Annotated in this window: 21 protein-coding genes; 8 read left to right on the top strand and 13 right to left on the bottom strand. The window is 72.7% G+C overall.

Annotation, left to right across the window (positions count from 1 at the left end; all coding sequences use genetic code 11):
* Positions 1–110: 110 nt before the first annotated feature.
* From ACZ4W9_RS27345 to ctaC, 4 genes are all read right to left on the bottom strand, one after another.
* Positions 111–1,370 (bottom strand): L,D-transpeptidase, encoded by a 1,260-nt coding sequence (locus ACZ4W9_RS27345; protein ID WP_467940234.1) that lies wholly within the window; start codon positions 1,368–1,370, stop codon positions 111–113.
* A gap of 131 nt (positions 1,371–1,501) precedes the next feature.
* The gene (locus ACZ4W9_RS27350) at positions 1,502–1,900 is read right to left on the bottom strand and encodes a cytochrome c oxidase subunit 4 (RefSeq protein WP_030616654.1); all 399 of its coding nucleotides are present in this window, start codon (positions 1,898–1,900) and stop codon (positions 1,502–1,504) included.
* On the bottom strand, positions 1,897–3,630 hold the full coding sequence (gene ctaD, locus ACZ4W9_RS27355; RefSeq protein WP_467940235.1) for an aa3-type cytochrome oxidase subunit I: 1,734 nt from the start codon (positions 3,628–3,630) through the stop codon (positions 1,897–1,899). Before ctaD ends, ACZ4W9_RS27350 begins: the two co-directional genes overlap by 4 nt.
* Positions 3,627–4,586, bottom strand: coding sequence for an aa3-type cytochrome oxidase subunit II (ctaC, locus tag ACZ4W9_RS27360; RefSeq protein WP_030616660.1), 960 nt, complete (start codon positions 4,584–4,586; stop codon positions 3,627–3,629). Before ctaC ends, ctaD begins: the two co-directional genes overlap by 4 nt.
* 258 nt (positions 4,587–4,844) lie before the next feature.
* Here ctaC and ACZ4W9_RS27365 point away from each other — a divergent pair, with 258 nt between their 5' ends.
* Positions 4,845–6,221, top strand: coding sequence for an aminotransferase class V-fold PLP-dependent enzyme (locus tag ACZ4W9_RS27365; protein ID WP_467940237.1), 1,377 nt, complete (start codon positions 4,845–4,847; stop codon positions 6,219–6,221).
* Positions 6,222–6,240: 19 nt separating this feature from the next.
* On the opposite strand, the gene ACZ4W9_RS27370 is transcribed toward ACZ4W9_RS27365, so the two are convergent.
* Positions 6,241–7,215: a carbohydrate kinase family protein gene (locus ACZ4W9_RS27370; RefSeq protein WP_467940238.1), complete on the bottom strand. Its 975-nt coding sequence runs from the start codon at positions 7,213–7,215 to the stop codon at positions 6,241–6,243.
* 129 nt (positions 7,216–7,344) lie between these two features.
* Between ACZ4W9_RS27370 and ACZ4W9_RS27375 the strand changes: the two genes are divergently transcribed.
* Positions 7,345–7,554 carry a hypothetical protein gene (locus ACZ4W9_RS27375; protein WP_467940240.1) on the top strand — a complete coding sequence of 70 codons (210 nt, stop codon included), beginning with the start codon at positions 7,345–7,347 and terminating at the stop codon, positions 7,552–7,554.
* Positions 7,555–7,651: 97 nt separating this feature from the next.
* On the top strand, positions 7,652–9,160 hold the full coding sequence (locus tag ACZ4W9_RS27380; protein WP_467940241.1) for a hypothetical protein: 1,509 nt from the start codon (positions 7,652–7,654) through the stop codon (positions 9,158–9,160).
* Positions 9,161–9,244: 84 nt separating this feature from the next.
* On the opposite strand, the gene ACZ4W9_RS27385 is transcribed toward ACZ4W9_RS27380, so the two are convergent.
* Positions 9,245–9,601 (bottom strand): iron-sulfur cluster assembly accessory protein, encoded by a 357-nt coding sequence (locus ACZ4W9_RS27385; RefSeq protein WP_030340884.1) that lies wholly within the window; start codon positions 9,599–9,601, stop codon positions 9,245–9,247.
* A 265-nt stretch (positions 9,602–9,866) separates the two neighbouring features.
* Here ACZ4W9_RS27385 and nadA point away from each other — a divergent pair, with 265 nt between their 5' ends.
* On the top strand, positions 9,867–11,051 hold the full coding sequence (gene nadA / locus ACZ4W9_RS27390; protein ID WP_467940243.1) for a quinolinate synthase NadA: 1,185 nt from the start codon (positions 9,867–9,869) through the stop codon (positions 11,049–11,051).
* Positions 11,052–11,114: 63 nt separating this feature from the next.
* Here the strand turns inward: nadA and ACZ4W9_RS27395 are convergent, their stop codons facing one another.
* From ACZ4W9_RS27395 to ACZ4W9_RS27415, 5 genes are all read right to left on the bottom strand, one after another.
* Positions 11,115–14,213, bottom strand: coding sequence for an efflux RND transporter permease subunit (locus ACZ4W9_RS27395; RefSeq protein WP_467940244.1), 3,099 nt, complete (start codon positions 14,211–14,213; stop codon positions 11,115–11,117).
* A 132-nt stretch (positions 14,214–14,345) separates the two neighbouring features.
* Positions 14,346–15,026 carry a response regulator gene (locus ACZ4W9_RS27400; protein ID WP_467940245.1) on the bottom strand — a complete coding sequence of 227 codons (681 nt, stop codon included), beginning with the start codon at positions 15,024–15,026 and terminating at the stop codon, positions 14,346–14,348.
* Positions 15,023–16,237, bottom strand: a complete 1,215-nt coding sequence (locus tag ACZ4W9_RS27405) for a sensor histidine kinase (RefSeq protein ID WP_467940247.1) — start codon at positions 16,235–16,237, stop codon at positions 15,023–15,025. Before ACZ4W9_RS27405 ends, ACZ4W9_RS27400 begins: the two co-directional genes overlap by 4 nt.
* Positions 16,238–16,822: 585 nt before the next feature.
* Positions 16,823–17,101 (bottom strand): PspA-associated protein PspAA, encoded by a 279-nt coding sequence (gene pspAA / locus ACZ4W9_RS27410; protein ID WP_467940248.1) that lies wholly within the window; start codon positions 17,099–17,101, stop codon positions 16,823–16,825.
* A gap of 33 nt (positions 17,102–17,134) precedes the next feature.
* Positions 17,135–17,926, bottom strand: coding sequence for a PspA/IM30 family protein (locus ACZ4W9_RS27415; RefSeq protein ID WP_467940249.1), 792 nt, complete (start codon positions 17,924–17,926; stop codon positions 17,135–17,137).
* A 235-nt stretch (positions 17,927–18,161) separates the two neighbouring features.
* Between ACZ4W9_RS27415 and ACZ4W9_RS27420 the strand changes: the two genes are divergently transcribed.
* From ACZ4W9_RS27420 to ACZ4W9_RS27430, 3 genes are all read left to right on the top strand, one after another.
* Positions 18,162–18,788 carry a DUF3043 domain-containing protein gene (locus tag ACZ4W9_RS27420; RefSeq protein WP_467940250.1) on the top strand — a complete coding sequence of 209 codons (627 nt, stop codon included), beginning with the start codon at positions 18,162–18,164 and terminating at the stop codon, positions 18,786–18,788.
* 83 nt (positions 18,789–18,871) lie between these two features.
* Positions 18,872–19,573, top strand: coding sequence for a class I SAM-dependent methyltransferase (locus tag ACZ4W9_RS27425; protein ID WP_467940252.1), 702 nt, complete (start codon positions 18,872–18,874; stop codon positions 19,571–19,573).
* A 56-nt stretch (positions 19,574–19,629) separates the two neighbouring features.
* Positions 19,630–20,703, top strand: a complete 1,074-nt coding sequence (locus ACZ4W9_RS27430; protein ID WP_467940253.1) for a S1C family serine protease — start codon at positions 19,630–19,632, stop codon at positions 20,701–20,703.
* A gap of 39 nt (positions 20,704–20,742) precedes the next feature.
* On the opposite strand, the gene ACZ4W9_RS27435 is transcribed toward ACZ4W9_RS27430, so the two are convergent.
* Positions 20,743–20,952: a hypothetical protein gene (locus ACZ4W9_RS27435; protein ID WP_467940254.1), complete on the bottom strand. Its 210-nt coding sequence runs from the start codon at positions 20,950–20,952 to the stop codon at positions 20,743–20,745.
* A gap of 79 nt (positions 20,953–21,031) precedes the next feature.
* Here ACZ4W9_RS27435 and ACZ4W9_RS27440 point away from each other — a divergent pair, with 79 nt between their 5' ends.
* The gene (locus tag ACZ4W9_RS27440) at positions 21,032–22,234 is read left to right on the top strand and encodes a bifunctional adenosylcobinamide kinase/adenosylcobinamide-phosphate guanylyltransferase (protein ID WP_467940255.1); all 1,203 of its coding nucleotides are present in this window, start codon (positions 21,032–21,034) and stop codon (positions 22,232–22,234) included.
* A gap of 109 nt (positions 22,235–22,343) precedes the next feature.
* Here ACZ4W9_RS27440 and ACZ4W9_RS27445 read toward each other — a convergent pair whose 3' ends face one another.
* On the bottom strand, positions 22,344–23,327 hold the full coding sequence (locus ACZ4W9_RS27445; protein WP_467940257.1) for a class I SAM-dependent methyltransferase: 984 nt from the start codon (positions 23,325–23,327) through the stop codon (positions 22,344–22,346).
* Between the last annotated feature and the right edge of the window lie 42 nt (positions 23,328–23,369).

Here is a 23,369-nt window from a genome sequence, read left to right on the forward strand (position 1 = left end):
TGGGGCGAGACCCCACCCCCACACCCCCCCCCCCCCCCCCCCCCCCCCCCCCCCCCCCCCCCCCCCCCCCCCCCCCCCCCCCCCCCCCCCCCCCCGCCCCTCACGGGTGTCTACACGGCCCTTGGCTGGAGGCGTACCGCCTCGGCCGGGGCCGGGCCGTCCGGGGTCTTGTTCGTGAGGGCGCTGCCCGCGCGCCATTTCTTCCAGTCGACGTTCCAGTCGCCGAAGCCGTTGCCGAAGGGCTCCATGGTCTGGCCCTGGGAGTTGACCACCCTGACGATGTCGCCCTCGCGGATGTTGTCGTAGAACCACTCGGCGTTGGACGTGCTCATCCCGACGCAGCCGTGGCTGACGTTCTCGTAGCCCTGGGAGCCGACGGACCAGGGGGCCGCGTGGACGTACTCGCCCGACCAGGTGACCCGGGTGGCGTAGTACACCGGCAGGTCGTAGGAGTCCGAGGTGCCCTCGGCGATGCCGACGGTGGTGCCGCGCATCCGTACGAAGTACTGCTTCTCCAGGACGACCTTGACGCCGTTGCGGGTCTCGAAGCCGGGCTTGCCGGCGGTGACCGGGAGCTGCTCGACAAACTGGCCGTTCCGGTAGTACGTCAGCTGGTGCGTGTCGGCGTCCGCGACGGCCTCGACCCGGTCCCCCGTGGTGATCTTCAGCGGTGTGGACTTCGTGCCCCGCAGCCGGTCGTTGATCCGGACGCCGTCCAGGTTGCTGCGCACCTGGACGGTGGCGTGGGCCGGCCAGTAGTCCTTGGGGCGGTAGTGGAGTTCCTTGTCGTTCACCCAGTACCAGGAGCCCGGCACGGCCGGCACGGACTCCACCCGCAGGGCCCGCTCCACGACGGCGCGCTGCGCCCTGTCCTTGATCCCCTGGTCGAGCTGGGCCGTGAGGGGCTGTCCGACGCCGTAGGTGCCGGTGCCCGGCCCGAAGGTGACGCCCAGGCTCTTGCCCGCGGGCTTGCCGGTGTCGAAGGAGAGGACCTTGCGGCCGGGCGCGCCGTCGTCGTCCTCGGTGCTCACGGTGACCGTGTAGTGGGCGCCCGCGGCCAGCGGGGAGGTGCTGTGCCAGCGGCTGCCGTCGGCGGCGAGTTCGCCCGTCACGTAGCGCCCTGTGGAGTCCCGGGCGGTGACGTCCGTGATCCGGCCCTCACCGCTGTTGGCGGTGACCTCCAGGGGCTTGTCGGGGTCGGCCCGCTTGCCCGCTTCGACGGGGCCGTTGAAGGAGATCAGGTCCGCTGCGTCGTACGGCCTGGCCGACAGGGGGTTGCCGTCCGAACCGCAGGCGGTGACGCCCGCACCGAGGGCGGTCACCAGCAGGGTGCAGCCGACGACGGTGCGGGTCCGCGCAGTGTGGTTCATATGATCACGCTATGAGATGAAGAGACTACTGGCATGGTGAGTCACTCATCCGAGCGAACGATGCACCGGCAAACGAGTGGAGCCCGGACCCTCCGTCAGGAAGGTCCGGGCTCCCGGTGCTTCTGCGCGCCCTACTGGGTGCGGTTCTCACCGTGGTAGTACTCGAACACCCAGCCGAACAGGCCGATCAGGATGAACGGGGCGGAGAAGTAGATCAGCCACCAGCCGACCGCGATGCTGAGGAAGGCGATCGCGCCGCCGAAGCCCAGCATGAGCGGCTGCCAGCTGTGCGGGCTGAAGAAGCCCAGCTCGCCCGCGTCGTCCGCGACGTCGGCCTCCTTGTCGTCCTGGGCGCCCGCGTCGACCCGCCGGGCGGTGAAGCCCAGGTAGAAGCCGATCATGACGGCCAGGCCGAAGGCCAGGAAGAGTGCCGTGGTGCCGGCCGGCTCCTTCGACCACACGCCATACACGATGGCCATGATCAGGATGAAGACGCTCAGCCAGATGAACATCCGACCCTGGATCTTCACTTGCCGGCCTCCTTGCTGCCCGCGACGGCGGTGCCGTGACCGGCGTGCTCAAGCTGCTCGAGCGCGGCGATCTCGGGGTGGTGCAGGTCGAACGCCGGGGATTCGCTGCGGATCCGCGGCAGGGTGAGGAAGTTGTGCCGCGGCGGCGGGCAGGAGGTCGCCCACTCGAGCGAGCGGCCGTAGCCCCACGGGTCGTCGACCTCGACCTTCTTGCCGTACTTGGCGGTCTTCCAGACGTTGTACAGGAACGGCAGGATCGACAGGCCGAGCAGGAAGGAGCTGATGGTCGACACCGTGTTCAGCGCGGTGAAGCCGTCGGCGTTCAGGTAGTCGGCGTACCGGCGCGGCATGCCCTCGGCGCCCAGCCAGTGCTGGACCAGGAAGGTGCCGTGGAAGCCGATGAACAGCGTCCAGAAGGTGATCTTGCCGAGGCGCTCGTCCAGCATCTTGCCGGTCCACTTCGGCCACCAGAAGTGGAAGCCGGAGAACATGGCGAAGACGACCGTGCCGAAGACCACGTAGTGGAAGTGGGCCACCACGAAGTACGAGTCGGAGACGTGGAAGTCCATGGGCGGCGAGGCCAGGATGACACCGGTCAGACCACCGAACGTGAAGGTGATCAGGAAGCCGGTCGCCCAGAGCATCGGTGTCTCGAAGGACAGCGAGCCCTTCCACATCGTGCCGATCCAGTTGAAGAACTTCACACCGGTCGGTACGGCGATCAGGAACGTCATGAAGGAGAAGAACGGCAGCAGCACACCGCCGGTGACGTACATGTGGTGGGCCCACACGGTCACGGACAGACCCGCGATCGCGATCGTCGCGGCGATCAGGCCCATGTAGCCGAACATCGGCTTGCGGGAGAACACCGGGATGACTTCGGAGATGATGCCGAAGAACGGCAAGGCGATGATGTACACCTCTGGGTGTCCGAAGAACCAGAAGAGGTGTTGCCACAGCAGTGCGCCGCCGTTGGCCGCGTCGAAGATGTGGGCGCCGAACTTCCGGTCCGCCTCCAGGGCGAACAGCGCGGCGGCCAGCACCGGGAAGGCCAGCAGGACCAGCACACCGGTCAGCAGCACGTTCCACACGAAGATCGGCATGCGGAACATGGTCATGCCCGGGGCACGCATGCAGATGATCGTGGTGATGAAGTTGACCGAGCCGAGGATCGTGCCGAAGCCGGAGAAGGCCAGACCCATGATCCACATGTCGGCGCCGACGCCCGGCGAACGGACCGCGTCCGACAGCGGGGAGTAGGCGAACCAGCCGAAGTCGGCCGCGCCCTGCGGGGTGAGGAAGCCGGCCACCGCGATGAGCGAGCCGAAGAGGTACAGCCAGTAGGCGAACATGTTCAGCCGCGGGAACGCCACGTCGGGCGCGCCGATCTGCAGCGGCATGATCCAGTTGGCGAAACCGGCGAACAGCGGCGTCGCGAACATCAGCAGCATGATCGTGCCGTGCATCGTGAACGCCTGGTTGAACTGCTCGTTCGACATGATCTGCAGGCCCGGACGGGCCAGCTCGGCGCGCATGATGAGCGCCATCACGCCGCCGATCAGGAAGAACGCGAACGACGTCGCCAGATACAGCGTGCCGATCGTCTTGTGGTCGGTGGTCGTCAGCCACTTCACCACGACATTGCCGGGTTGCTTGCGCCTGACCGGCAGCTCGTCGGCGTACGAGCCATCAGCTGCCGCGGCACCCTGGGGTTCGTTGAGGATGCTCACAGGTTGTTCGTCTCCCGGTTCTTCTCGTGGCTCGTCTGCGCGATGCCGGCGGGAATGTAACCGGTCTGCCCCTTCTTGGCGAGGTCCTTGAGGTGCTGCTCGTAACGCTCGGGGGAGACGACCTTCACGTTGAACAGCATCCGGGAGTGGTCGACGCCGCAGAGCTCGGCGCACTTGCCGAGGAAGGTGCCCTCCTTGTTGGGGGTCACCTGGAAGGCGTTGGTGTGGCCCGGGATGACGTCCTGCTTCATGAGGAACGGCACCACCCAGAAGGAGTGGATGACGTCACGCGAGGTCAGGACGAAACGGACCGTCTTGCCCTTGGGGAGCCAGAGCGTCGGACCGGGGTTGTTCGTCTGCGGGTTCCGCGTGCCGGGCGTGCCGACGTCGTAGACACCGCCGGCGTTCGCCGGGAACTGGTCCTTGAACCGGTCCGGGATGGCGTCCAGGTTCTTGTCGGTCTTGGCATCGCCGGTGGAACCGGGGACGTTCTCGATGTAGTTGAAGCCCCAGCTCCACTGGAAGCCGACCACGTTGACCGTGACGTCGGGCTTCTTGGAGGTGTCCAGGAGCTTCGACTCGTCCCGGGCCGTGAAGTAGAAGAGCACCGAGATGATGATGATCGGGACCACGGTGTACAGGGCCTCGATCGGCATGTTGTACCGGGTCTGCGGAGGAACCTCGACCTTGGTGCGGCTGCGCCGGTGGAAGAAAGCACTCCACAGGATCAGGCCCCACACCAGCACGCCGACGGCGAGCGCGGCAGCCCAGGAGCCCTGCCACAGGGAGAGGATCCGCGGAGCCTCTTCCGTGGTCGGGGTGGGCATGCCAAGGCGGGGGAAGTCCTTGTATGTGCAACCGGTTGCGGTCGCCAGGACCAGGCCCGCGGTCAGTGCCTGCAGCAGCTTCCGCCGCATCGGGCGCCGCGGCGAGCGGTCGGAGCCGTTGGGACTCACGTAGCGCCTTCCCGAGAGTCTCGCCCGCGCGGTTGGCTGCGGCCTTCTCGCTGGTCGGTCGCCGCCCTGCGTCGGGCAGGGGTTTGGATGTTTATGCGGACCAAACCCTAGCCCACCCTCTCCGAGGGTTCGCGAGGAGGGGTGCCTACTGGGTGGGGTGGTTCGCTTGATTGGCGGCTGCGGGGGTGTTGTGGCTGGTCGCGCCCGGCGGCGCACCCCTTGGGGACGCCCGGCTGACCGGCGGTTTAGCGTTGCCGTATGGCCTACTTTGATGCTGCTTCCGCCACTCCCCTCCATCCCGTGGCCCGTCAGGCGCTGTTGGCCTCTTTGGATGAAGGGTGGGCCGATCCCGCGCGGCTGTACCGGGAGGGGCGCAAGGCGCGGATGCTGCTGGACGCGGCCCGGGAGGCGGCCGCGGAGGCCGTGGGCTGCCGGGCCGACGAGGTGGTCTTCACCCCGTCCGGGACGCGGGCCGTACACACGGGGATCGCGGGGGCGTTGGCCGGGCGGCGGCGGGTGGGGCGCCACCTGATCGTGTCCGCCGTCGAACACTCCTGCGTCCTCCATTCGGCGGAAGCGTTCGAGGCGGAGGGCGGGAGCGTCACCCGGGTGGCCGTCAACCGGGCGGGGGCCGTCGACCCTTCGGGGTACGCGCGGGCGCTCCGGGCGGACACCGCGCTGGCGTGCCTGCAGTCGGCCAACCACGAGGTGGGCACCGTGCAGCCGGTCGCCGAGGTGGCCGAGGCGTGCCGGGGTGCCGGGGTGCCGCTGCTGGTGGACGCGGCCCAGTCGCTGGGCTGGGGGCCGGTGGAGGGCGACTGGTCGCTGCTGACGGCCAGCGCGCACAAGTGGGGCGGGCCGCCGGGGGTCGGGCTGCTCGTCGTGCGCAAGGGGGTGCGGTACGCCGCCCAAGGCCCGGGGGACGAGCGGGAGTCGGGCCGGGCGCCCGGTTTCGAGAACATCCCGGCCATCGTGGCGGCCGTGGCCTCGCTGCGCGCGGTACGGGCCGAGGCGGACCGGGAGGCGGCACGGCTCGGGGAGCTGACGCGGCGGATCCGGGACCGGGTACCGCGGCTGGTGCCGGACGTGGAGGTGGTCGGCGACGCCGGGCACCGGCTGCCCGGGATCGTGACGTTCTCCTGCCTCTACGTCGACGGCGAGGCCCTGCTGCACGAGCTGGACCGGGCCGGCTTCTCGGTCTCCTCCGGCTCCTCGTGCACGTCCGGCACGCTGACGCCGAGCCATGTGCTGAAGGCGATGGGGGTGCTGAGCGAGGGGAACGTCCGGGTGTCCCTGCCGGCGGGGGCGGCCGAGGAGGACGTGGAACGGTTCCTCGAGGTGCTGCCGGGGGTGGTGGCGGGCGTCCGGGAGAAGCTGGGCGCACCGGCCCCGGTGACGGCCGTCCGGGCGCGGGAGCTGGTCGTCGACTCCCTCGGCAAGCGCTGCCCGATCCCGGTCATCGAACTGGCGAAGGTGTTCGGCGAGGTCCCGGTGGGCGGCCTCGTCCGGGTCCTCTCGGACGACGAGGCGGCCCGCCTGGACATCCCGGCGTGGTGCCAGATGCGGGGACAGGAGTACGTGGGCGAGGAGCCGGCGGAACGGGGTACGGCGTACCTGGTCCGCCGGGTGGACTGACCCCCCGCCCGGCCGGCGCTCAGCCGAGGTGGGCCCGGACCTCCTCGCCCGCCTCGTCCCCGTACGCCTTCACGAACCGCTCCATGAAGTGGGTGCGCCGCAGCTGGTACTCCTGCGTGCCCACGGTCTCGATGACCAGCGTGGCGAGCATGCACCCGATCTGCGCCGCGCGCTCCAGCGAGACGCCCCAGGCCAGCCCGGACAGGAACCCGGCGCGGAAGGCGTCGCCGACGCCCGTGGGGTCGGCCTTGCGCTCCTCCTCGGGGCAGCCGACCTCGATCGGGTCCTCGCCGGTCCGCTCGATGCGCACGCCCCGCGAGCCGAGCGTGGTGACCCGGTGGCCGACCCTGGACAGGATCTCCGCCTCGCTCCAGCCGGTCTTGGACTCGATGAGCCCCTTCTCGTACTCGTTGGAGAAGAGGTAGGTCGCGCCGTCCAGCAGGATCCGGATCTCCTCGCCCTCCATCCGGGCGATCTGCTGGGAGAAGTCGGCGGCGAACGGGATGTTCCGGGAGCGGCACTCCTCCGTGTGGCGGAGCATCGCCTCGGGGTCGTCGGCGCCGATGAGGACCAGGTCGAGGCCGCCCACGCGGTCCGCGACGGTCTTCAGCTCGATGAGGCGGGCCTCGCTCATCGCGCCGGTGTAGAAGGAGCCGATCTGGTTGTGGTCGGCGTCGGTGGTGCACACGAAGCGGGCGGTGTGCAGCGTCTCGGAGATGCGGACCGACTCGGTGTCCACGCCGTGGCGGTCGAGCCAGGCCCGGTACTCGTCGAAGTCGAAGCCCGCGGCGCCGGCCAGGATCGGCCGGGTGCCGAGCTGGCCCATGCCGAAGGCGATGTTGGCGGCGACGCCCCCGCGGCGGACGTCGAGGTTGTCGACCAGGAAGGAGAGCGAAACCGTGTGCAGCTGGTCCGCGACGAACTGGTCGGCGAAGCGGCCGGGGAAGGTCATGAGGTGGTCGGTGGCGATGGAGCCGGTGACTGCGATGCGCACGGCGGGGTTCTCCTGCGGGAGGCTGGGTTGACAGTTCACGCTACCCGCTCCGCCGCCGTCGCTGAAGCTGGCGAATCTACCCGATAGTAGATCTTTCTTCGCGGCGCGTGCCGTGCGTACGGTGCGGTCATGACGAACCTAGAGGTCACCTCCTCCGTCCCGGCCGAGCCCGGCGGCGGCCTCGCTCCCCTGTGGGGCGACTGCGCCCGGATGGCTCCGCACTGGGCGGCCCCGGAGCGGGCCGACTCCCGTCCGGTGTCCCCGTCCCGCATCCACGGGGTGTCCGTGCCGGCGCGGTCCGCCCGGCTGCTGGACGCGATGTCGGACTACGGCGACTGACCGGGGGCGGGCCCCCGGGAACCGCGCGCCGCCCTCCCGCGTCCCATCGCCGTCCCCCGCGCGGGGAACGCGGGGCACGACAGCGAGGAGCGATGCGGTGAACACCCAGCACCCCGAACACTCCGGCGTCCCCCGAGAGCGCGGGACCCGGCGGGCGAGGCGCCGCCCCGCCGCCCTCGCCGCCTTTCTCGCCGCCGGCGCCGTGCTGCTCGCCGGCGGCGGGGCCTGCCTCGCCGCCGGCGGCGGCCCGGACGGCCGCGGGGACGACGCGGCGGCGCCCGCGGGGACCCCCGCGGGGGCCCGCACTCCCCCGCCGCTCGCCCTGGACGGCTGGACCGGCACCGGCACCGGCACCGGCGGTATCGCGCCCGGCGAGCCGGACCCGTACGGCGCCCGGTACGTGGCCGCCGGCGCGCTGCCGGACGGACCCGGTACGGCGCCGGTGTACGAGCCGGGGGCCGGGGCCGGCCGGGAGCGGGTGGCCGGACTGGCGAAGGCGCTCGGCATGGACGGGACCCCGGTGGCCGAGGGGCGCGGCTGGCGGGTCGGCGGCCGGGACGGTTCCGGGCCGGCGCTGACCGTGCGCCGGGACGCGCCGGGCGACTGGTCGTACAGCCGGTACGCGCCCGGCACCGACAACTGCCGCAAGGTGACCGTCTGCTCCCCGGACCCGGGCGCTCCGGCCGGCGACCCGGTGAGCGTGGCCGACGCGCAGAAGGCGGCGGCGCCGGTGCTGGCGGCGGCCGGGCTGGAGAACGCGAGGACCGACGCGAGCCGGGTGACGGGCGCCCAGCGGGTGGTGAACGCCGATCCGGTGGTGGGCGGGCTGCCCACCTACGGCTGGACGACCGGCCTGGGCGTCGGCCGCGGGGGCGAGATCATCGGCGGCCATGGGCTGCTGGCCGCGCCGGTGAGGGGCGCGACGTATCCGGTGCTGGGCGCGGCGCGGACACTGGAGCTGCTGAACGGGAAGGCCGGGGGCGGCCACCGGACGGGGATCGGCGGGTGCGCGAGCCCGGTGCCGTCGAAGGACCGGCTGGAGCGGCCGTGCGGGGCGCCCTCCGGGCCGGCGCGGCGGGTACGGGAGACGGTGACGGTGGAGAAGGCGGTGTTCGGGCTGGCCGCGCACTCCGTGGGCGGGCGGCGGACGCTGGTGCCGTCCTGGCTGTTCCGGGCGCGGGGATCCGCCGGGGGCGAGGCGTTCACGGTGACGTATCCGGCGGTCGACCCGGCGTACCTGGTGCCGGCGTCCGGGTCCGGGTCCGCGTCTCCCGTGCCGACGCCGTCCGGGGAGAGCGGGAGGAGCGGGAGCGTGCCGGTGCGGGCGTACACGGCCGACGGGCGGACGATGACCGTGGGCTTCTCGGGCGGGGTGTGCGCCGACTACCGGGTTTCGGCGCGGGAGAGCGGCGGTCGGGTGACGGTGACCGTCACCGAGACGCCCTGGCCGGACAGGGTGTGCGTGCTGGTCGCCAAGGAGTACGTGAAGACCGTGACGCTCCGCGCGCCGCTGGACGGGCGGACGGTGACCGGTGCGGACGGCCGGGCGGTCCCGGAGGCGGAGCCGGGCGCGCTGCGGCCGGACGCGTCCCCGCGGCCGCGCTGAGCCGGCGGACGGCGACCCGCGCGGAACGGACGAAGGCGGCGGCCCCCGGCACGGGGACCGCCGCCTTCACCGTCCGGTGCCGGCTCAGCTGAAGGAGTCGCCGCAGGCGCAGGAGCCGGTCGCGTTCGGGTTGTCGATCGTGAAGCCCTGCTTCTCGATCGTGTCCACGAAGTCGACGGTGGCACCGCCCAGGTACGGGGCGCTCATCCGGTCCGTGACGACCTTGACCCCGCCGAAGTCCTTCACGACGTCGCCGTCGAGCGAGCGCTCGTCGAAGAAGAGCTGGTAGCGCAGGCCGGAGCAGCCGCCGGGCTGGACGGCGACGCGCAGCGCGAGGTCGTCGCGGCCTTCCTGGTCGAGCAGGGCCTTGACCTTGGCCGCGGCGGCGTCGGTCAGGATGATGCCGTCGGTGACGGTGGTGGTCTCGTCCGATACGGACATCTACATCTCTCCCGGGTTGTACGGAGACTGCTTGCCGACGAGTGCAACCGGCGTTTCCGCGGATTCATTCCGGGCCGGGCATTCGCGTGGTCGCGTTTTCGTGTTGCTTCCTCATGCTCGCACATGGCCCGTCGGGGGGACAGCGGCGCGGAGAGGGGGTCCGGCGGGATTCACGTCACATCGACGTTATGGCCATCGTCAAAGTGACGTGAACCGGTTATGATAGATAGCGTCAGTTAGACGAAAAGTAGAAAGGGTGCGTGTCGTGACCACCGCCCAGACCCCGGAGCTCGACGTGCAGCCGAGTCCGCTCGCCCTGCTGCTGCTCGGCCGTGAGGCCGACCCGAAGAGCGAGCGGGGCGTCGAGTGTCCCGGTGACCTGCCGTCGCCGTCCGACCCCGACCTGGTCGAGCGCGCCCGCGCGGCCAAGGAGAAGCTCGGCGACAAGGTCTTCGTGCTCGGCCACCACTACCAGCGTGACGAGGTCATCCAGTTCGCCGATGTCACGGGCGACTCCTTCAAGCTGGCCCGGGACGCCGCCGCGCGCCCGGAGGCCGAGTACATCGTCTTCTGCGGTGTGCACTTCATGGCCGAGTCGGCGGACATCCTGACCTCCGACGACCAGAAGGTGGTCCTGCCCGACCTGGCCGCCGGCTGCTCCATGGCCGACATGGCGACGGCCGAGCAGGTCGCCGAGTGCTGGGACGTGCTGACCGAGGCCGGGATCGCCGAGCAGGTCGTCCCCGTCTCGTACATGAACTCCTCCGCCGACATCAAGGCGTTCACCGGCAAGCACGGCGGCACGATCTGCACCTCGTCCAACGCCAAGCGGGCGCTGGACTGGGCGTTCGAGCAGGGCGAGAAGGTCCTCTTCCTGCCGGACCAGCACCTGGGCCGCAACACCGCCGTCCGGGACATGGGGATGTCGCTGGACGACTGCGTGGTCTACAACCCGCACAAGCCCAACGGCGGTCTCACCGCGGACGAGCTGCGGGCCGCGAAGATGATCCTGTGGCGCGGCCACTGCTCCGTGCACGGCCGCTTCAGCCTGGAGTCGGTGAACGACGTGCGCGCCCGCATCCCCGGCGTGAACGTCCTGGTGCACCCGGAGTGCCGGCACGAGGTCGTGGCGGCGGCGGACTACGTCGGCTCGACCGAGTACATCATCAAGGCCCTGGAGGCCGCCCCGGCCGGTTCCAAGTGGGCCATCGGCACCGAGCTGAACCTCGTGCGCCGGCTGGCGAACCGTTTCGCGTCCGAGGGCAAGGAGATCGTCTTCCTCGACCGCACGGTCTGCTTCTGCTCGACCATGAACCGCATCGACCTGCCCCACCTGGTCTGGGCGCTGGAGTCCCTGGCCGAGGGCAACCTGGTCAACCGGATCGAGGTCGACAAGGAGACGGAGGCGTTCGCCAAGCTGGCGCTGGAGCGGATGCTGGCGCTGCCGTAACCGGGCCGCGCGGCAGCGCGAAGGGCCGGGTTCCCGTGCGGGACCCGGCCCTTCGCGCTGCCGTCACACTCCGGCCGGCTCCGGCGCCTGTTCGGTGCTCGGTTCCCGCTTCGCCGCCCGCTTCGCCGCCCGGCGCTCCTTGCGCAGCTCCAGCATCGCGTAGAGCGTCGGTACCAGCAGCAGCGTCAGCAGGGTGGAGGTGATCAGGCCGCCGATGACGACCACGGCGAGCGGCTGGGCGATGAAACCGCCCTCGCCGGTGATGCCCAGAGCCATCGGGAGCAGGGCGAAGATGGTCGCCAGCGCCGTCATCAGGATCGGGCGGAGCCGGTGCCGGCCGCCCTCGACCACGGCTTCCACCACTCCGTGGCCCTGGGCCCGGTACTGGTTGATCAGGTCGATCAGCACGATCGCGTTGGTCACCACGATGCCGATCAGCATCAGCATGCCGATCATCGCGGGCACGCCCATCGGGGTGCCGGTGGCCACCAGCAGGCCGATCGCGCCCGTCGCCGCGAAGGGGATGGAGACCAGCAGGATCAGCGGCTGGGCGAGCGAGCGGAACGTCGCGACCAGCAGCATGAACACGATCGCGATGGCCGCGAGCATGGCCAGGCCCAGGTTCTTGAACGCGTCGTCCTGGTCGGAGGAGACGCCGCCGATCTCGGCCGTGGCGCCCGCCGGGAGCTTCAGCGCCTTGATCTTCGACTGGAGCTTGCCGCTGATCGCGCCCGTGTTGTCCCCCGTCGGCCGGGCGGTGACGGTGGCCGCGCGCTGCCCGTCGATGCGGGTCATGGACACCGGGCCGTCCACCGGCTCCACCGTGGCGATGTCGCCGAGCCGCACCGGGCCGAGACGCAGGTTCCGCAGCTCGGCCAGCGTGGTGGCGGGCTTGGCCGACCGTACGACGACGTCCCGCTCGGTGTCGTCCAGGACCGCCTTGCCGACCGTCGTCCCGCGCACCGCCTGCGCCACCGCCGCGCCGAGCTTCTGGTCGTCGAACCCGGCCGCCGCCGCCTTGGCGTTGGCCCTCACCGAGATCCGCGGCACGCTCTGCGCCAGGTCGCTGGTGACGTCGGTGACGTCGTCGAGGCCGGCGACCGTGGCGCGGACCCGCTCCGCCGCCGTCCGCAGCGCCTCCGGGTCGGACGCCTTGACCACCACGCTCAGGTCCTGGCTGCCGAAGCCGTCACCGGCCGACACGGTGGTCGTACCGGCGCCGTCGAGCTTCTTCAGCCCGTCCTCCAGGTGCCGGCGCACCTCGTCGTAGGACGCGGAGTCCTCCAGCATCACCTGGTACGACGCCTGGTTGGTGTCGGTGCCGCCGCCGAAGGCCGCCATGAAGCCGGAGGAGCCGACGGTGACCTGGTAGTCCTTCACCCCCTCGGTGGAGGCGAGCAGCTTCTCCACCCGCCGGGCCTCGGCGTCGGTGGCCGCGAGGCTGGTGCCGGGCTCCAGCTTCTGCTTGATCGTGAGGACCTCCTGCTCGCCCTGGTCGAAGAAGTTCGTCTTCAGCAGGCCGGACATGCCGAAGGTGACGACCAGGACGACGATCGCGATGAGCACGCTGGTCAGCCGGCGCCGGGTGGCGAACCGCAGCACGGGGACGTAGGCACGCTGGAGGCGGCTGTTCGCCTCCTTCTCCTCGGCCTCGCGGCGGGCCTCGGCCGCGTCCTCGGGGGTGCCCTTGGGGGCGCGCAGGAACCAGTACGACAGCACCGGCACGACCGTCAGCGACACCAGCAGGGAGGCCAGCAGGGCCGCCGTCACGGTGAGGCTGAAGGAGCCGAACAGGGCGCCCACCATGCCGCCGACCAGGCCGATCGGCAGGAACACGGCGACCGTGGTGAGGGTGGAGGAGGTGACCGCGCCGGCCACCTCGCGCACCGCGGCGAGGATGGCCTCCTTGCGCTCCTCGCCGTAGCCGAGGTGCCGCTTGATGTTCTCCAGGACCACGATCGAGTCGTCGACGACCCGGCCGACGGCGATGGTCAGCGCGCCGAGGGTGAGCATGTTCAGCGACAGGCCGCGCGTCCACAGCACGAGCAGGGCGAGGACCACGGACAGCGGGATGGAGACCGCGGTGACCAGGGTCGAGCGGACCGACGCCAGGAAGAGGAGGATCACCAGGACCGCGAAGAGCAGACCGAGCGCGCCCTCCGTGGTCAGGCCCTTGATGGACTTGGACACGGCCGGGCCCTGATCGCTGACGACCGTGAGCCGCGCGCCGGAGCCGAGGTCCGCGCGCAGGCCGGGCAGCTTGTCCTCGACCGCCTCCGAGATGGAGACCGCGCTGCCGTCGTGGTCCATCGTGACGCTGACGGCGAGGCTCGGCCGGCCGTCGGTGCGGGTGAGGGAGTCGGCCGGGGCCGGCCGCTCCCTGACGGTGGCCAGGTTCCCGAGCCGCACGGGCCTCGCGCCCTCGCCGGTGACCATCAGGTCCTTGATCTGCCCCAGCGAGGTGAAGCCGCCGCCGACCTGGACGGTGCGGTTGGCGCCGTCCTCGTCGAAGGAGCCGGCCGGGACGGTCGCGCCGCCCGCCGTCAGGGCCCGGCCGAGGTCGGCGGCGGTGAGACCGGCGCGGGCGAGCTTCGCGTCGTCGGGGGTGACGGTGACCTGGCGGTCGCGGACGCCCGTGATCTGCACGCGGCCGACGCCGTCGATGTCCTTCAGGGCCGGTACGACCGTGGTGTCGAGCTGGTCGGCGAGCGCCTGCTGGTCCCGGTCGGAGGTGACGGCGAGGACCACGGTCGGCATGTCGTCGGTGGACCCGGAGACGACCTGGGGGTCGACGCCGTCCGGGAGCTGGTTGCGGGCCCGGTTCACGGCCTGCTGGACGTCGCCGACGATCCGCTCGGTGTCGTTGCCGTAGTCGAAGGACGCCATGATCACGGCGTTGCCCTCGCTCGCGGTGGAGGTGACGCCGGTGACGCCGTCGACGCCCTGGAGGTTGTCCTCGATGGGCTCGACGACCTGTTTCTCGACCACGTCGGGCGAGGCGCCCTGGTACGGCGCGATCACTGACACCATGGGCAGTTCTATGGTGGGCAGCAGCTGCTGTTTGATCTGGGGTATCGCGATCAGCCCGAAGGCGAGCGCGACGAGCGACACGAGCCCGACGAGGGCCCGTTGCGCGAGGCTGAAGCGGGACAGCCAGGACATGGATCAGGTTCTCTCATCCGGGAGCGGCAGGAGTCTCCACCACCCTGGGCCATCCCGGACCGCCGTTCCGTAGGTCCCAGGTCCCGTTCCCCGCCGGGCCCCTACTCCGCGCGCAGTACACCCGGGTGGAGATCAGTCCATCCTCGGGCGTACCAGCCCCGACTCGTACGCGGTGACGACGAGCTGCGCCCGGTCCCGCGCGCCCAGCTTGGCCATGGCCCGGTTGACGTGCGTCTTCACCGTCAGCGGGCTGACCGCCAGGCGCTCGGCGATCTCGTCGTTGGAGTGGCCGCCGGCGACCTGGACGAGGACTTCCCGCTCCCGTCCGGTGAGGGCGGCGAGCCGCCCGGCGCGGGCCGGGTCGGGGCCGGGGCCCGTGTCGCCCTGGGCGAGGAAGCGGGCGATCAGGCCCTTGGTGGCGGCCGGGGAGAGCAGGGCCTCCCCGCCGGCCGCGACCCGGATGGCGGTCAGCAGCTCCTCCGGTTCGCTGCCCTTGCCGAGGAAGCCGGACGCGCCGGCGCGCAGCGCCTGGACCACGTAGTCGTCCACCTCGAAGGTGGTCAGGATGACCACGCGGACCTGGGCCAGGGACGGGTCGGCGCCGATCTGCCGGGTGGCGGCGAGGCCGTCGGTGCCGGGCATCCGGATGTCCATCAGGACGACGTCGGGGACGTGCTCGCGGGCCAGCCGGACCGCCTCCGCGCCGTCGGAGGCCTCCCCCACCACCTCCATGCCGGGCTCGGAGTCGACCAGCACCCGGAACGCGCTGCGCAGCAGTGCCTGGTCGTCGGCGAGCAGGACACGGATGGTCATACGGGCTCCCCCTGGGCGGTCGTCGGCCGGACCGGAAGGATCGCATGGACGCGGAAACCGCCGCCGTAGCGGGGTCCGGTGCTCAGGGTGCCGCCGAGGGCGGTGACCCGCTCGCGCATGCCGAGCAGCCCGTGCCCCCCGCCGTCGCCGGGCGTGCCGGGGACGCCCGCGCCGTCGTCCAGCACGGTGACCTCCAGGTGGGGTCCGACGCGTACGACGCTGACCTCGGCCCGGGCCGCGGGGCCCGCGTGCTTGCGCACGTTGGTCAGTGCCTCCTGCACGATCCGGTAGGCGGCCAGGTCGACGGCGGCGGGCAGCTCGCCGGGCCGGTCGGCGCAGGCCACCTCCACCGGCAGGCCGGCGCTGCGGAAGGTGGCCGCCAGCTCCGCCAGCCGGCCGAGGCCGGGGGCGGGTTCGGTGGGGGCCTCGGGGTCGTCGGACTGGCGCAGCAGTCCGACGGTGGCGCGCAGCTCGTTCAGCGCGCTGCGGCCGGCCTCGCGGACGTGCGCCAGCGCCTCCTTGGCCTGGTCGGGCCGCTTGTCCATGACGTGGGCGGCGACCCCGGCCTGCACGTTCACCAGGGCGATGTGATGGGCGACGACGTCGTGCAGGTCGCGGGCGATGCGCAGCCGTTCCTCGGCGACCCGGCGCCGGGCCTCCTCCTCCCGGGTGCGCTCGGCGCGCTCGGCGCGGTCCCGGATGGCCTGCACGACGGCGCGGCGGCTGCGCACGGCGTCCCCGGCGGTGGCGCCGATGCCGGTCCAGGCGAGCACGCCCAGGTTCTCCTGCGCGTACCAGGGCAGGGGGCCGGCGAGCATGGCGGCGCCCGTCAGCACGGTCATGGTGAGCAGCCCGAGGCGCCAGGTGGTGGGGCGGTCGGTGGTCGCGGCGACCGTGTACAGGGCGACGACGGCGGACATCGCGACCGGGGCGCGCGGGTCGCCGGTGACCAGCTCGACCAGGGAGACCGTACCGGTGACGGCGAGGACGGCGCGCGGCCGGCGGCGGCGCGGGACCAGCGCCACGGCGCCGATCAGCATGAGGACCAGGCTCAGGGTGTCCGGGGTGTGCACGCCCCAGGTCACGTGCCCGTCCCGCGGCACCGCGAAGGAGCCGGCGACCATGCACCCCAGGACGCCCGCGGCCAGGGCGGCGTCCAGGGCGAGGGGGTGGGCCTTCAGGCCGTACCGGGCGCGTTCGAGAGTGCTCACGCAGGAACAGTACGGCGCGCTTCCGGCGCCGCGGCCCCGGGCCGGAAACCCCTGGGTCCCCCGTTCGGGTGATCACCGGCTGACGGCCGTTCCGGTGTCCCGCGCCTTCGGCGGTCCGGGGCCGCACACGACCGCCGGGACGCGTGAGAACGGGGGGAGCCGTGTGGCCCGGGCCGGCTCCGGGACGGGCCGCACACCGGTCCGGCCGCCGGCCGGGGCGGCACGGTCCCGGTGTGGACCTCTGCGGGCCGCCGGTCCGGGATCCGCGCCGCGGCGAGGGGTGCCGGTGCCTGGTCCTCGCCGGGTCGTGGGCCGCCGAGGACGACGGCGCCCCCTACGCCCTGTACTCCCGGGACGGGACGCCCGGGCACCATCCGGTGAGGGTGCTGGACCCGCCGACGGCGGACGCGGGCGGCCGGGAGTCCGTGGGGTCCGTGCCGACTCGGCCACCGCCGGGGCGCGGGTGCGGCCGGTCACGGGCGGCGGGTCCGCCGATCCGCACGGGGACGGCACCCGGGCGAAGGACCTCGCCCACCCGGAGGGCAGAAGTCGCGCACCACGAGGCGCGCCGTGAGCTGACCGGGGTCAGCCCGGGATGAGGCCGTCGTCGCCCAGCAGGGCGCGGACCTCCTCCAGGGTGGCGTCGTCCGACGGCAGGATCAGGTCCGACGGCTCCAGCGCGGCGTCCGGCAGCGGGGTGCCGAAGCGGCGGACGGCGTCCAGCAGCGCGACGAGTGTGCGGCGGAAGCCCTCCTCGTCGCCGCCCTCCATCTCGGCGAGCAGTTCGTCGTCCAGCCCGTTCAGCTCGGCGAGGTGGGCGTCGTCCACCCTCACCTGGCCCTCCCCCATGATCCGTACGATCACGTCGGTCTCCTCGGCTCGGGCCCCGGCGCCCGGCTACTGCTTGTCGAAGCGCGGGGTGTCCTGCGGCTGCTGCTGGGACTGCCCCTGAGCGGTGCCGCCCTCGATGGCCTGCTGCGGGGAGCCCCCGGCCAGCTCGGCCTTCATGCGCTGCAGTTCCAGCTCTACATCCGTACCACCGGAGAGCCGGTCCAGCTCGGCCTGGATGTCGTCCTTGTGCATGCCGGAGGGGTCGTCCAGGGCGCCGGAGGCGAGCAGCTCGTCGATGGCGCCGGCCCGGGCCTGCATCTGGGCGGTCTTGTCCTCGGCGCGCTGGATGGCGAGGCCGACGTCGCCCATCTCCTCGGAGATGCCGGAGAACGCCTCGCCGATGCGGGTCTGGGCCTGGGCGGCGGTGTAGGTGGCCTTGATGGTCTCCTTCCGGGTGCGGAAGGCGTCCACCTTGGCCTGAAGGCGCTGGGCCGCGAGGGTGAGCTTCTCCTCCTCGCCCTGGAGGGTGGCGTGCTGCGACTCCAGATCGCCGACCTGCTGCTGGAGCGCGGCCTTGCGGGACAGCGCCTCGCGGGCCAGGTCCTCCCGGCCGAGCGCGAGCGCCTTGCGGCCCTGGTCCTCCAGCTTGGCGGACTGCTGCTGGAGCTGGTTCAGCTGGAGCTCCAGGCGCTTGCGGCTGGTCGCCACGTCGGCGACGCCGCGCCGCACCTTCTGCAGCAGCTCCAGCTGCTTCTGGTAGGAGTAATCGAGGGTCTCGCGCGGGTCCTCGGCCCGGTCCAGGGCCTTGTTCGCCTTCGCGCGGAAAAGCATCCCCATACGCTTCATGACACCGCTCATGGGCTTCGCGCGCCCCCTTCTGACGGACTCCGGCTCACCGATCCTGCGACAAGACCCACAGTACGGGCCCTGTCTCCATTACCGCACTGTTCGCCCGGTGATGCGCTCATCCCCGAGGACGACTGCGGACCGCTCCGCTCCGGCGCAAGGAGTAGGTGATCCCACCCCCCACGTCCCCCTCCGTCCCCTTCGGACGTCCGGCGTTGCCGGATCGTTCCCCACCGGGCTGGGGTCCATGCCGGTGCAGCCCTTACCCTTGGGATTTGTGTTCCGTAGCCGTGCCAAGGAAGAGAAGGCCCCCGCCGCCAAGGCGGCGCTGACCGACTCCAAGCAGCCCCGTGACCCGCAGGCCCCCAAGGGCAGGCCCACGCCCAAGCGCAGTGAGGCCCGTACCCAGCGCCGCAGCGTCGCCCATACGCCGACGAACCGCAAGGAGGCCGCCAAGCGCCAGCGCGAGGAGCGGCGGCAGGCCCTGGAACGGCAGCGCCAGGCGCTCGCCAACGGGGACGAGCGCTATCTGCCCGCCCGGGACAAGGGCCCGGTCCGCCGGTTCGCCCGGGACTGGGTCGACTCGCGGTTCAACGTGGCGGAGTTCTTCCTGCCGCTCGCCGTGGTCATCCTGGTGCTGAGCGTGGTCCGGGTCGGCGCGATCCAGAGCATCGCGCTGCTGCTGTGGCTGATCGTGATCGTGCTGATCGTGCTGGACGCGGCCTTCAGCGGCTTCCGTCTGAAGAAGCGGCTCGCCGAGCGCTTCCCGGACGAGAACACCCGTGGCGCGGTCGCCTACGCGCTGATGCGGTCCCTCCAGATGCGCCGGCTCCGTCTGCCGAAGCCCCGGGTCAAGCGCGGAGAGCGGCCCTGAACGCCGACGCGTTCACCGGGGGCGCCTCCCCGGCCCGGCCGCACGAGCTGGGCGGGCTGCGCGACCTCGTGTCCCAGGAGCTGGTGACCCGGCAGCTGGACGAACAGATAGCCGGGCGGTTCCCGGTCGGGCGGCGGCTGCGGGTGCTCGACGTGGGGATGGGTCAGGGCGCGCAGGCGCTGCGGCTGGCCCGGCTCGGCCACGAGGTGACCGGGGTCGAACGGGACCCGAGGATGATCGCCGCCGCCCGCGCGGCCCTGGCCCGGGAGCCGGAGGGCATCCGGCAGCGGGTGCGGCTGGTGCAGGGCGACGGCCGGGACACCGGGGTGCACTTCCTGCCGGGCGGCTTCGACGTGGTGCTCTGCCACGCCGTACTGATGTACGTGGAGGACCCCGACCCGCTGGTGGCGGGCCTGGCCCGGATGCTGGCCCCGGGCGGTCTCCTCTCCCTCCTGGTCCGCAACGGCGACGCCCTCGCCATGCGGCCGGGCCTCGGCGGCGACTGGGCGGACGCCCTGGCCGCCTTCGACACCACCACCTACCGCAACCGCCTGGGCCTGGACGTGCGCGCCGACCGGCTGTCCGCCCTGACCGCCACGCTCGCCGGGATCGCCGCCCCGCTGCAGGCCTGGTACGGCGTGCGGGTCTTCACGGACACGGCGGCGCAGAACGCGGCGCTCCCCCAGGACCTGCCGACGCTGCTCGAGGTCGAGGAGCGGGCCGGGCGCACCGACCCCTACCGCGGGGTGGCGGCGCTGCTGCATCTGTGCGGGGTACGGGGCTGACCCCGTTCGGGGCAACCGCACGGGACGGCCGGTCACCGTGCGGTGAGACTCGGGGCATGGACGCTTCCCGTATCCGCGCGCGGGTCCGTACGGCCGCCCGCGCCGCCCTGCTGTGCTGCGCGGCCCTCGCCGCCGGCTGCACCACCCCCGCCGTCCCGGCCGGACGGGACGTCCCGGCGGCCACCGGGGCGGCCGTGTCCATGGCGGCGGGCGATCTGCAGAGCCAGTACCTGCGGGTCATCAAGGAGGTGCTGCCGTCGGTCGTGCAGATCCAGGCGAGCCGGGACCTGGGCTCCGGGGTGGTGTACGACGGCAACGGGCACATCGTCACCAACGCGCACGTGGTCGGCTCGGAGAAGACGTTCCAGGTGACCACGGCCAACAACGAGGAGCCGCTCACCGCGCGCCTGGTCTACTCCTACCCCGAGCAGGACCTCGCCGTGATCCGGCTGGACCGGATGCCGGACGGGCTGAGACCGGCGGTGCTCGGGGACTCCGGGAAGGTGGCGGTGGGCCAGATCGTGCTGGCCATGGGGTCGCCGCTGGGGCTGTCGTCCAGCGTGACCCAGGGCATCGTCTCGGCGACCGGGCGGACCGTCAGCGAGGGCGACTCGGGCGGCGGCACGGGCGCGACCATCGCGAACATGGTGCAGACCTCGGCCGCGATCAACCCGGGCAACAGCGGCGGCGCGCTGGTCGACCTGGAGGGGCGGGTGATCGGCATCCCGACGCTGGCGGCGGTCGACCAGAGCCTCGGCGGCGGCGCGGCGCCGGGCATCGGGTTCGCCATCCCGGCGTCGATGGTGAAGACGGTCGCCGACCAGATCGTCAAGGAGGGCAAGGTCGTCGACTCCGGGCGGGCGGCCCTCGACATCACCGCGCGGACCGTCCTGGACGACCGCTACCGGCCGGTCGGGGTGGCGGTGGTCGTCGCCCCCGCGGGCGGGGCGGCCGACAAGGCGGGCCTCAGGCCGGGTGACATCATCACCGGGCTGGGCGGCCGGCGGATCACCGACCTCACCTCGCTCGCCGAGGCCCTGGCCGCGGCGCAGCCGGGCCGGCGGACGTCGGTGACGTTCCTCCGCGACGGCGACGAGCACACGGTCCAGGTGACGCTGGGCGAGCAGTGAGGAGAGGAGTCCCTCTCCCCACCGCGGGCGCCGGTCCGGTCAGGCGTCGGCGTGCAGGCTCATCGGCCCGTAGATCTCGGCGCCCTCCTCGAACAGCCGCACCTGGTCGGCCCCGCCCTCCTGCAACGCCTTCCAGTTCTCGCCGATCCAGGACTCGGCATCGCCCTGCGTGGTGAACTCCTCGGGCCGGACGGCGGGCTGGACCTCCGTCCCGTCGGCCTTCTCGAACCGCCACGTCCATGCCGTCATACAGGCCTCCTTTGATCCAACACCTGCTGGCAGCCTAGCCGGAAGCGCAAGACCCACCGGGACAGGCGAAAATCGGTCCGTGGACATCACTCTGCTCGGTACCGGCGCCCCCGCGGGACTGCCTCGCCCCGACTGCTCCTGCGCCGTCTGCGCGACCGCGCTCGGACCGGACGCGCGGGCCGCGACCGCGGTGCTCGTGGACGGCTCGCTGCTGCTCGACCTCACACCGGGCGCGGCGTTCGCGGCCGCGCGGGCCGGGCATTCGCTGGGCGGGGTACGGCAGGTGCTGCTGTCGCACCCGCACGACGGCCCGGCGGTGGAGGTGCCGGCCGGGCTGCCGCAGCCCGGCCGGGTGCCGGACGGACGGGAGTTGGCGCTGCTGACGGGCCATCGGGTGCGGGCGGTGGCGATGGACGCGGGCGGCACCGGGTACGCGGTGACCGGGCCGGACGGGCAGCGGCTGCTGTATCTGCCGCCGGGCGGGGCGCCGGCCGGCCTGGAGCAGACCGGCGCGCAGTCCTACGACATGGTCCTCGCGGACGTCGTGAACCGGCCGGACGCGCTCGCCCGGCTCCGGGCGGTCGGCTCGGCGGGCCCCACGACGGACGTCGTCGCCGTCCACCTCGACCACGACGTGCCGGGCGGCGCGGAGGTGCGGCGCCGGCTCGCGGCGGCCGGGGCGCGGGCGGTGCCGGACGGTACGACGCTGGTGGTCGGGGCGTACGAGGAGGTGCCGGACGTGCCGCGCCGGACGCTGGTGCTGGGCGGGGCCCGGTCGGGCAAGTCGGTGGAGGCCGAGCGGCGGCTGGAGGCGTTCCCGGGCGTGCTGTACGTGGCGACGGGCGGCACGCGCAGCGGGGACACCGAGTGGGCGGCACGGGTGGCCGCGCACCGGGAGCGGCGGCCGGGGTCGTGGCGTACGGCGGAGACCACCGACCTGGTGCCGCTGCTCGCCGAGGACGGGCCGCCGGTGCTGGTCGACTGTCTGTCGCTGTGGCTGGCGGACGCCATGGATTCCGTGGGGGCCTGGGACGACGCGGAGTGGGCGGGCGGGGGCGAGAAGTCGCTGCGGGAGCGGGTGCGGGAACTGACCGACGCGGTGCGCTCCACCCGGCGCACCGTGGTCGCGGTCTCCAACGAGGTCGGCTCGGGCATCGTCCCCGCGACCGCCTCCGGCCGCCGCTACCGCGACGAACTGGGCCGTCTGAACACGGCGTTCGCGCACGAGTGCGAGCAGGTGGTGCTGGTGGTGGCGGGCCAGGCGCTGGTGCTGCGGGGGTGAGCGGGGCGCGCCCCCGCAAGGGGTGCGGGGCCTCGCCCCTGTGCGGCTCTCTGCCGCGGGGCGCGGGCGGCAGCGCGCCCGCGCGTCCGCGGCCGGCGACGACCCGGAACTACCCCGTGCCCTTCCGCACCACCACCCGGTACCCGTTGGAGAACCGGGTCCGCCGGAACAGCGGAGCGCCCCCGCGGTCCAGGGCCGAGGCCAGCGCCCGCGCCGGCGCGGCGGCCAGGTGGAGCGCCGGGTGGGCGTGGACCAGGGAGAGCGCGACGGCCGCCGAGAGGTCGTAGGGGACGTGCGCGGCCCTGCGGTCCACGACGAGGAGCGCGCAGCCCAGTCCGGCCAGTTCCGCGCACAGGTTGGCCCGCGGCACCAGGTGCAGACGGCGCGGCTGCCCGTAGGGGAGCCACCACCGGCCCAGCAGCGCCGCGAAGACGCACGCGGGGTCCGGGACCTCCACGACCAGGTGGCCGCCGGGCCGCAGCACGGTCAGCGCGGCGCGGAGTTCGGCGCGCGGGTCGGGGGCGTGCTCCAGATGGCGGAACATCGTGACCACGTCGTAGCGGGCGCGCAGCCGGGCCGCCATCCCGGGGGTCGTCAGGTAGCCCCGGTGCGCCTCCTCCACGCGGCCCTCCAGCAGCGCCTGTTCGACCCGGGCGGTGGGGTCGAGCCCGTCGAAGCTGGTGTACGGGAAGAACTCCTTCGCCGCCTCGGGGAAGCGGGCGTGCCCCGTGCCGACGTCCAGCCAGCTCTCCGGCTCGCCGAGCCCCGACAGGCGCCACGCGGCGGCCCGGTGGCGGCGCCGCACCGCGCGGTCGGACAGGATCCGGCCGGCGAACTCCTCCAGCTGTCTCTCGTAGAAGTCCCGGTGGAAGAAGGCGAGTCCCTCCGCGCTCAGCCGGGGGTTCTGGAAGGTGTGGCCGCAGTCCCCGCAGGCGTCGAGCGCGAACGTGCCGGCCCGGTGGCGCAGCGGGTCGGGCGCACGCAGCCGGGTGCGCAGCCGCCGGGAGCCGCACCAGGGGCAGTCCTCGCGGCGGGGTTCCCGGAAGGGGTCGTGCGGGGTGGTGGACTGCGGGGTGAGGGGCGAGGTCGGCATGGGCGGCTCCCTGTGCGACATTCCGCGGCAAAGCGGAACGTA

It is taken from the genome of Streptomyces sp. NPDC029296, assembly GCF_055569255.1.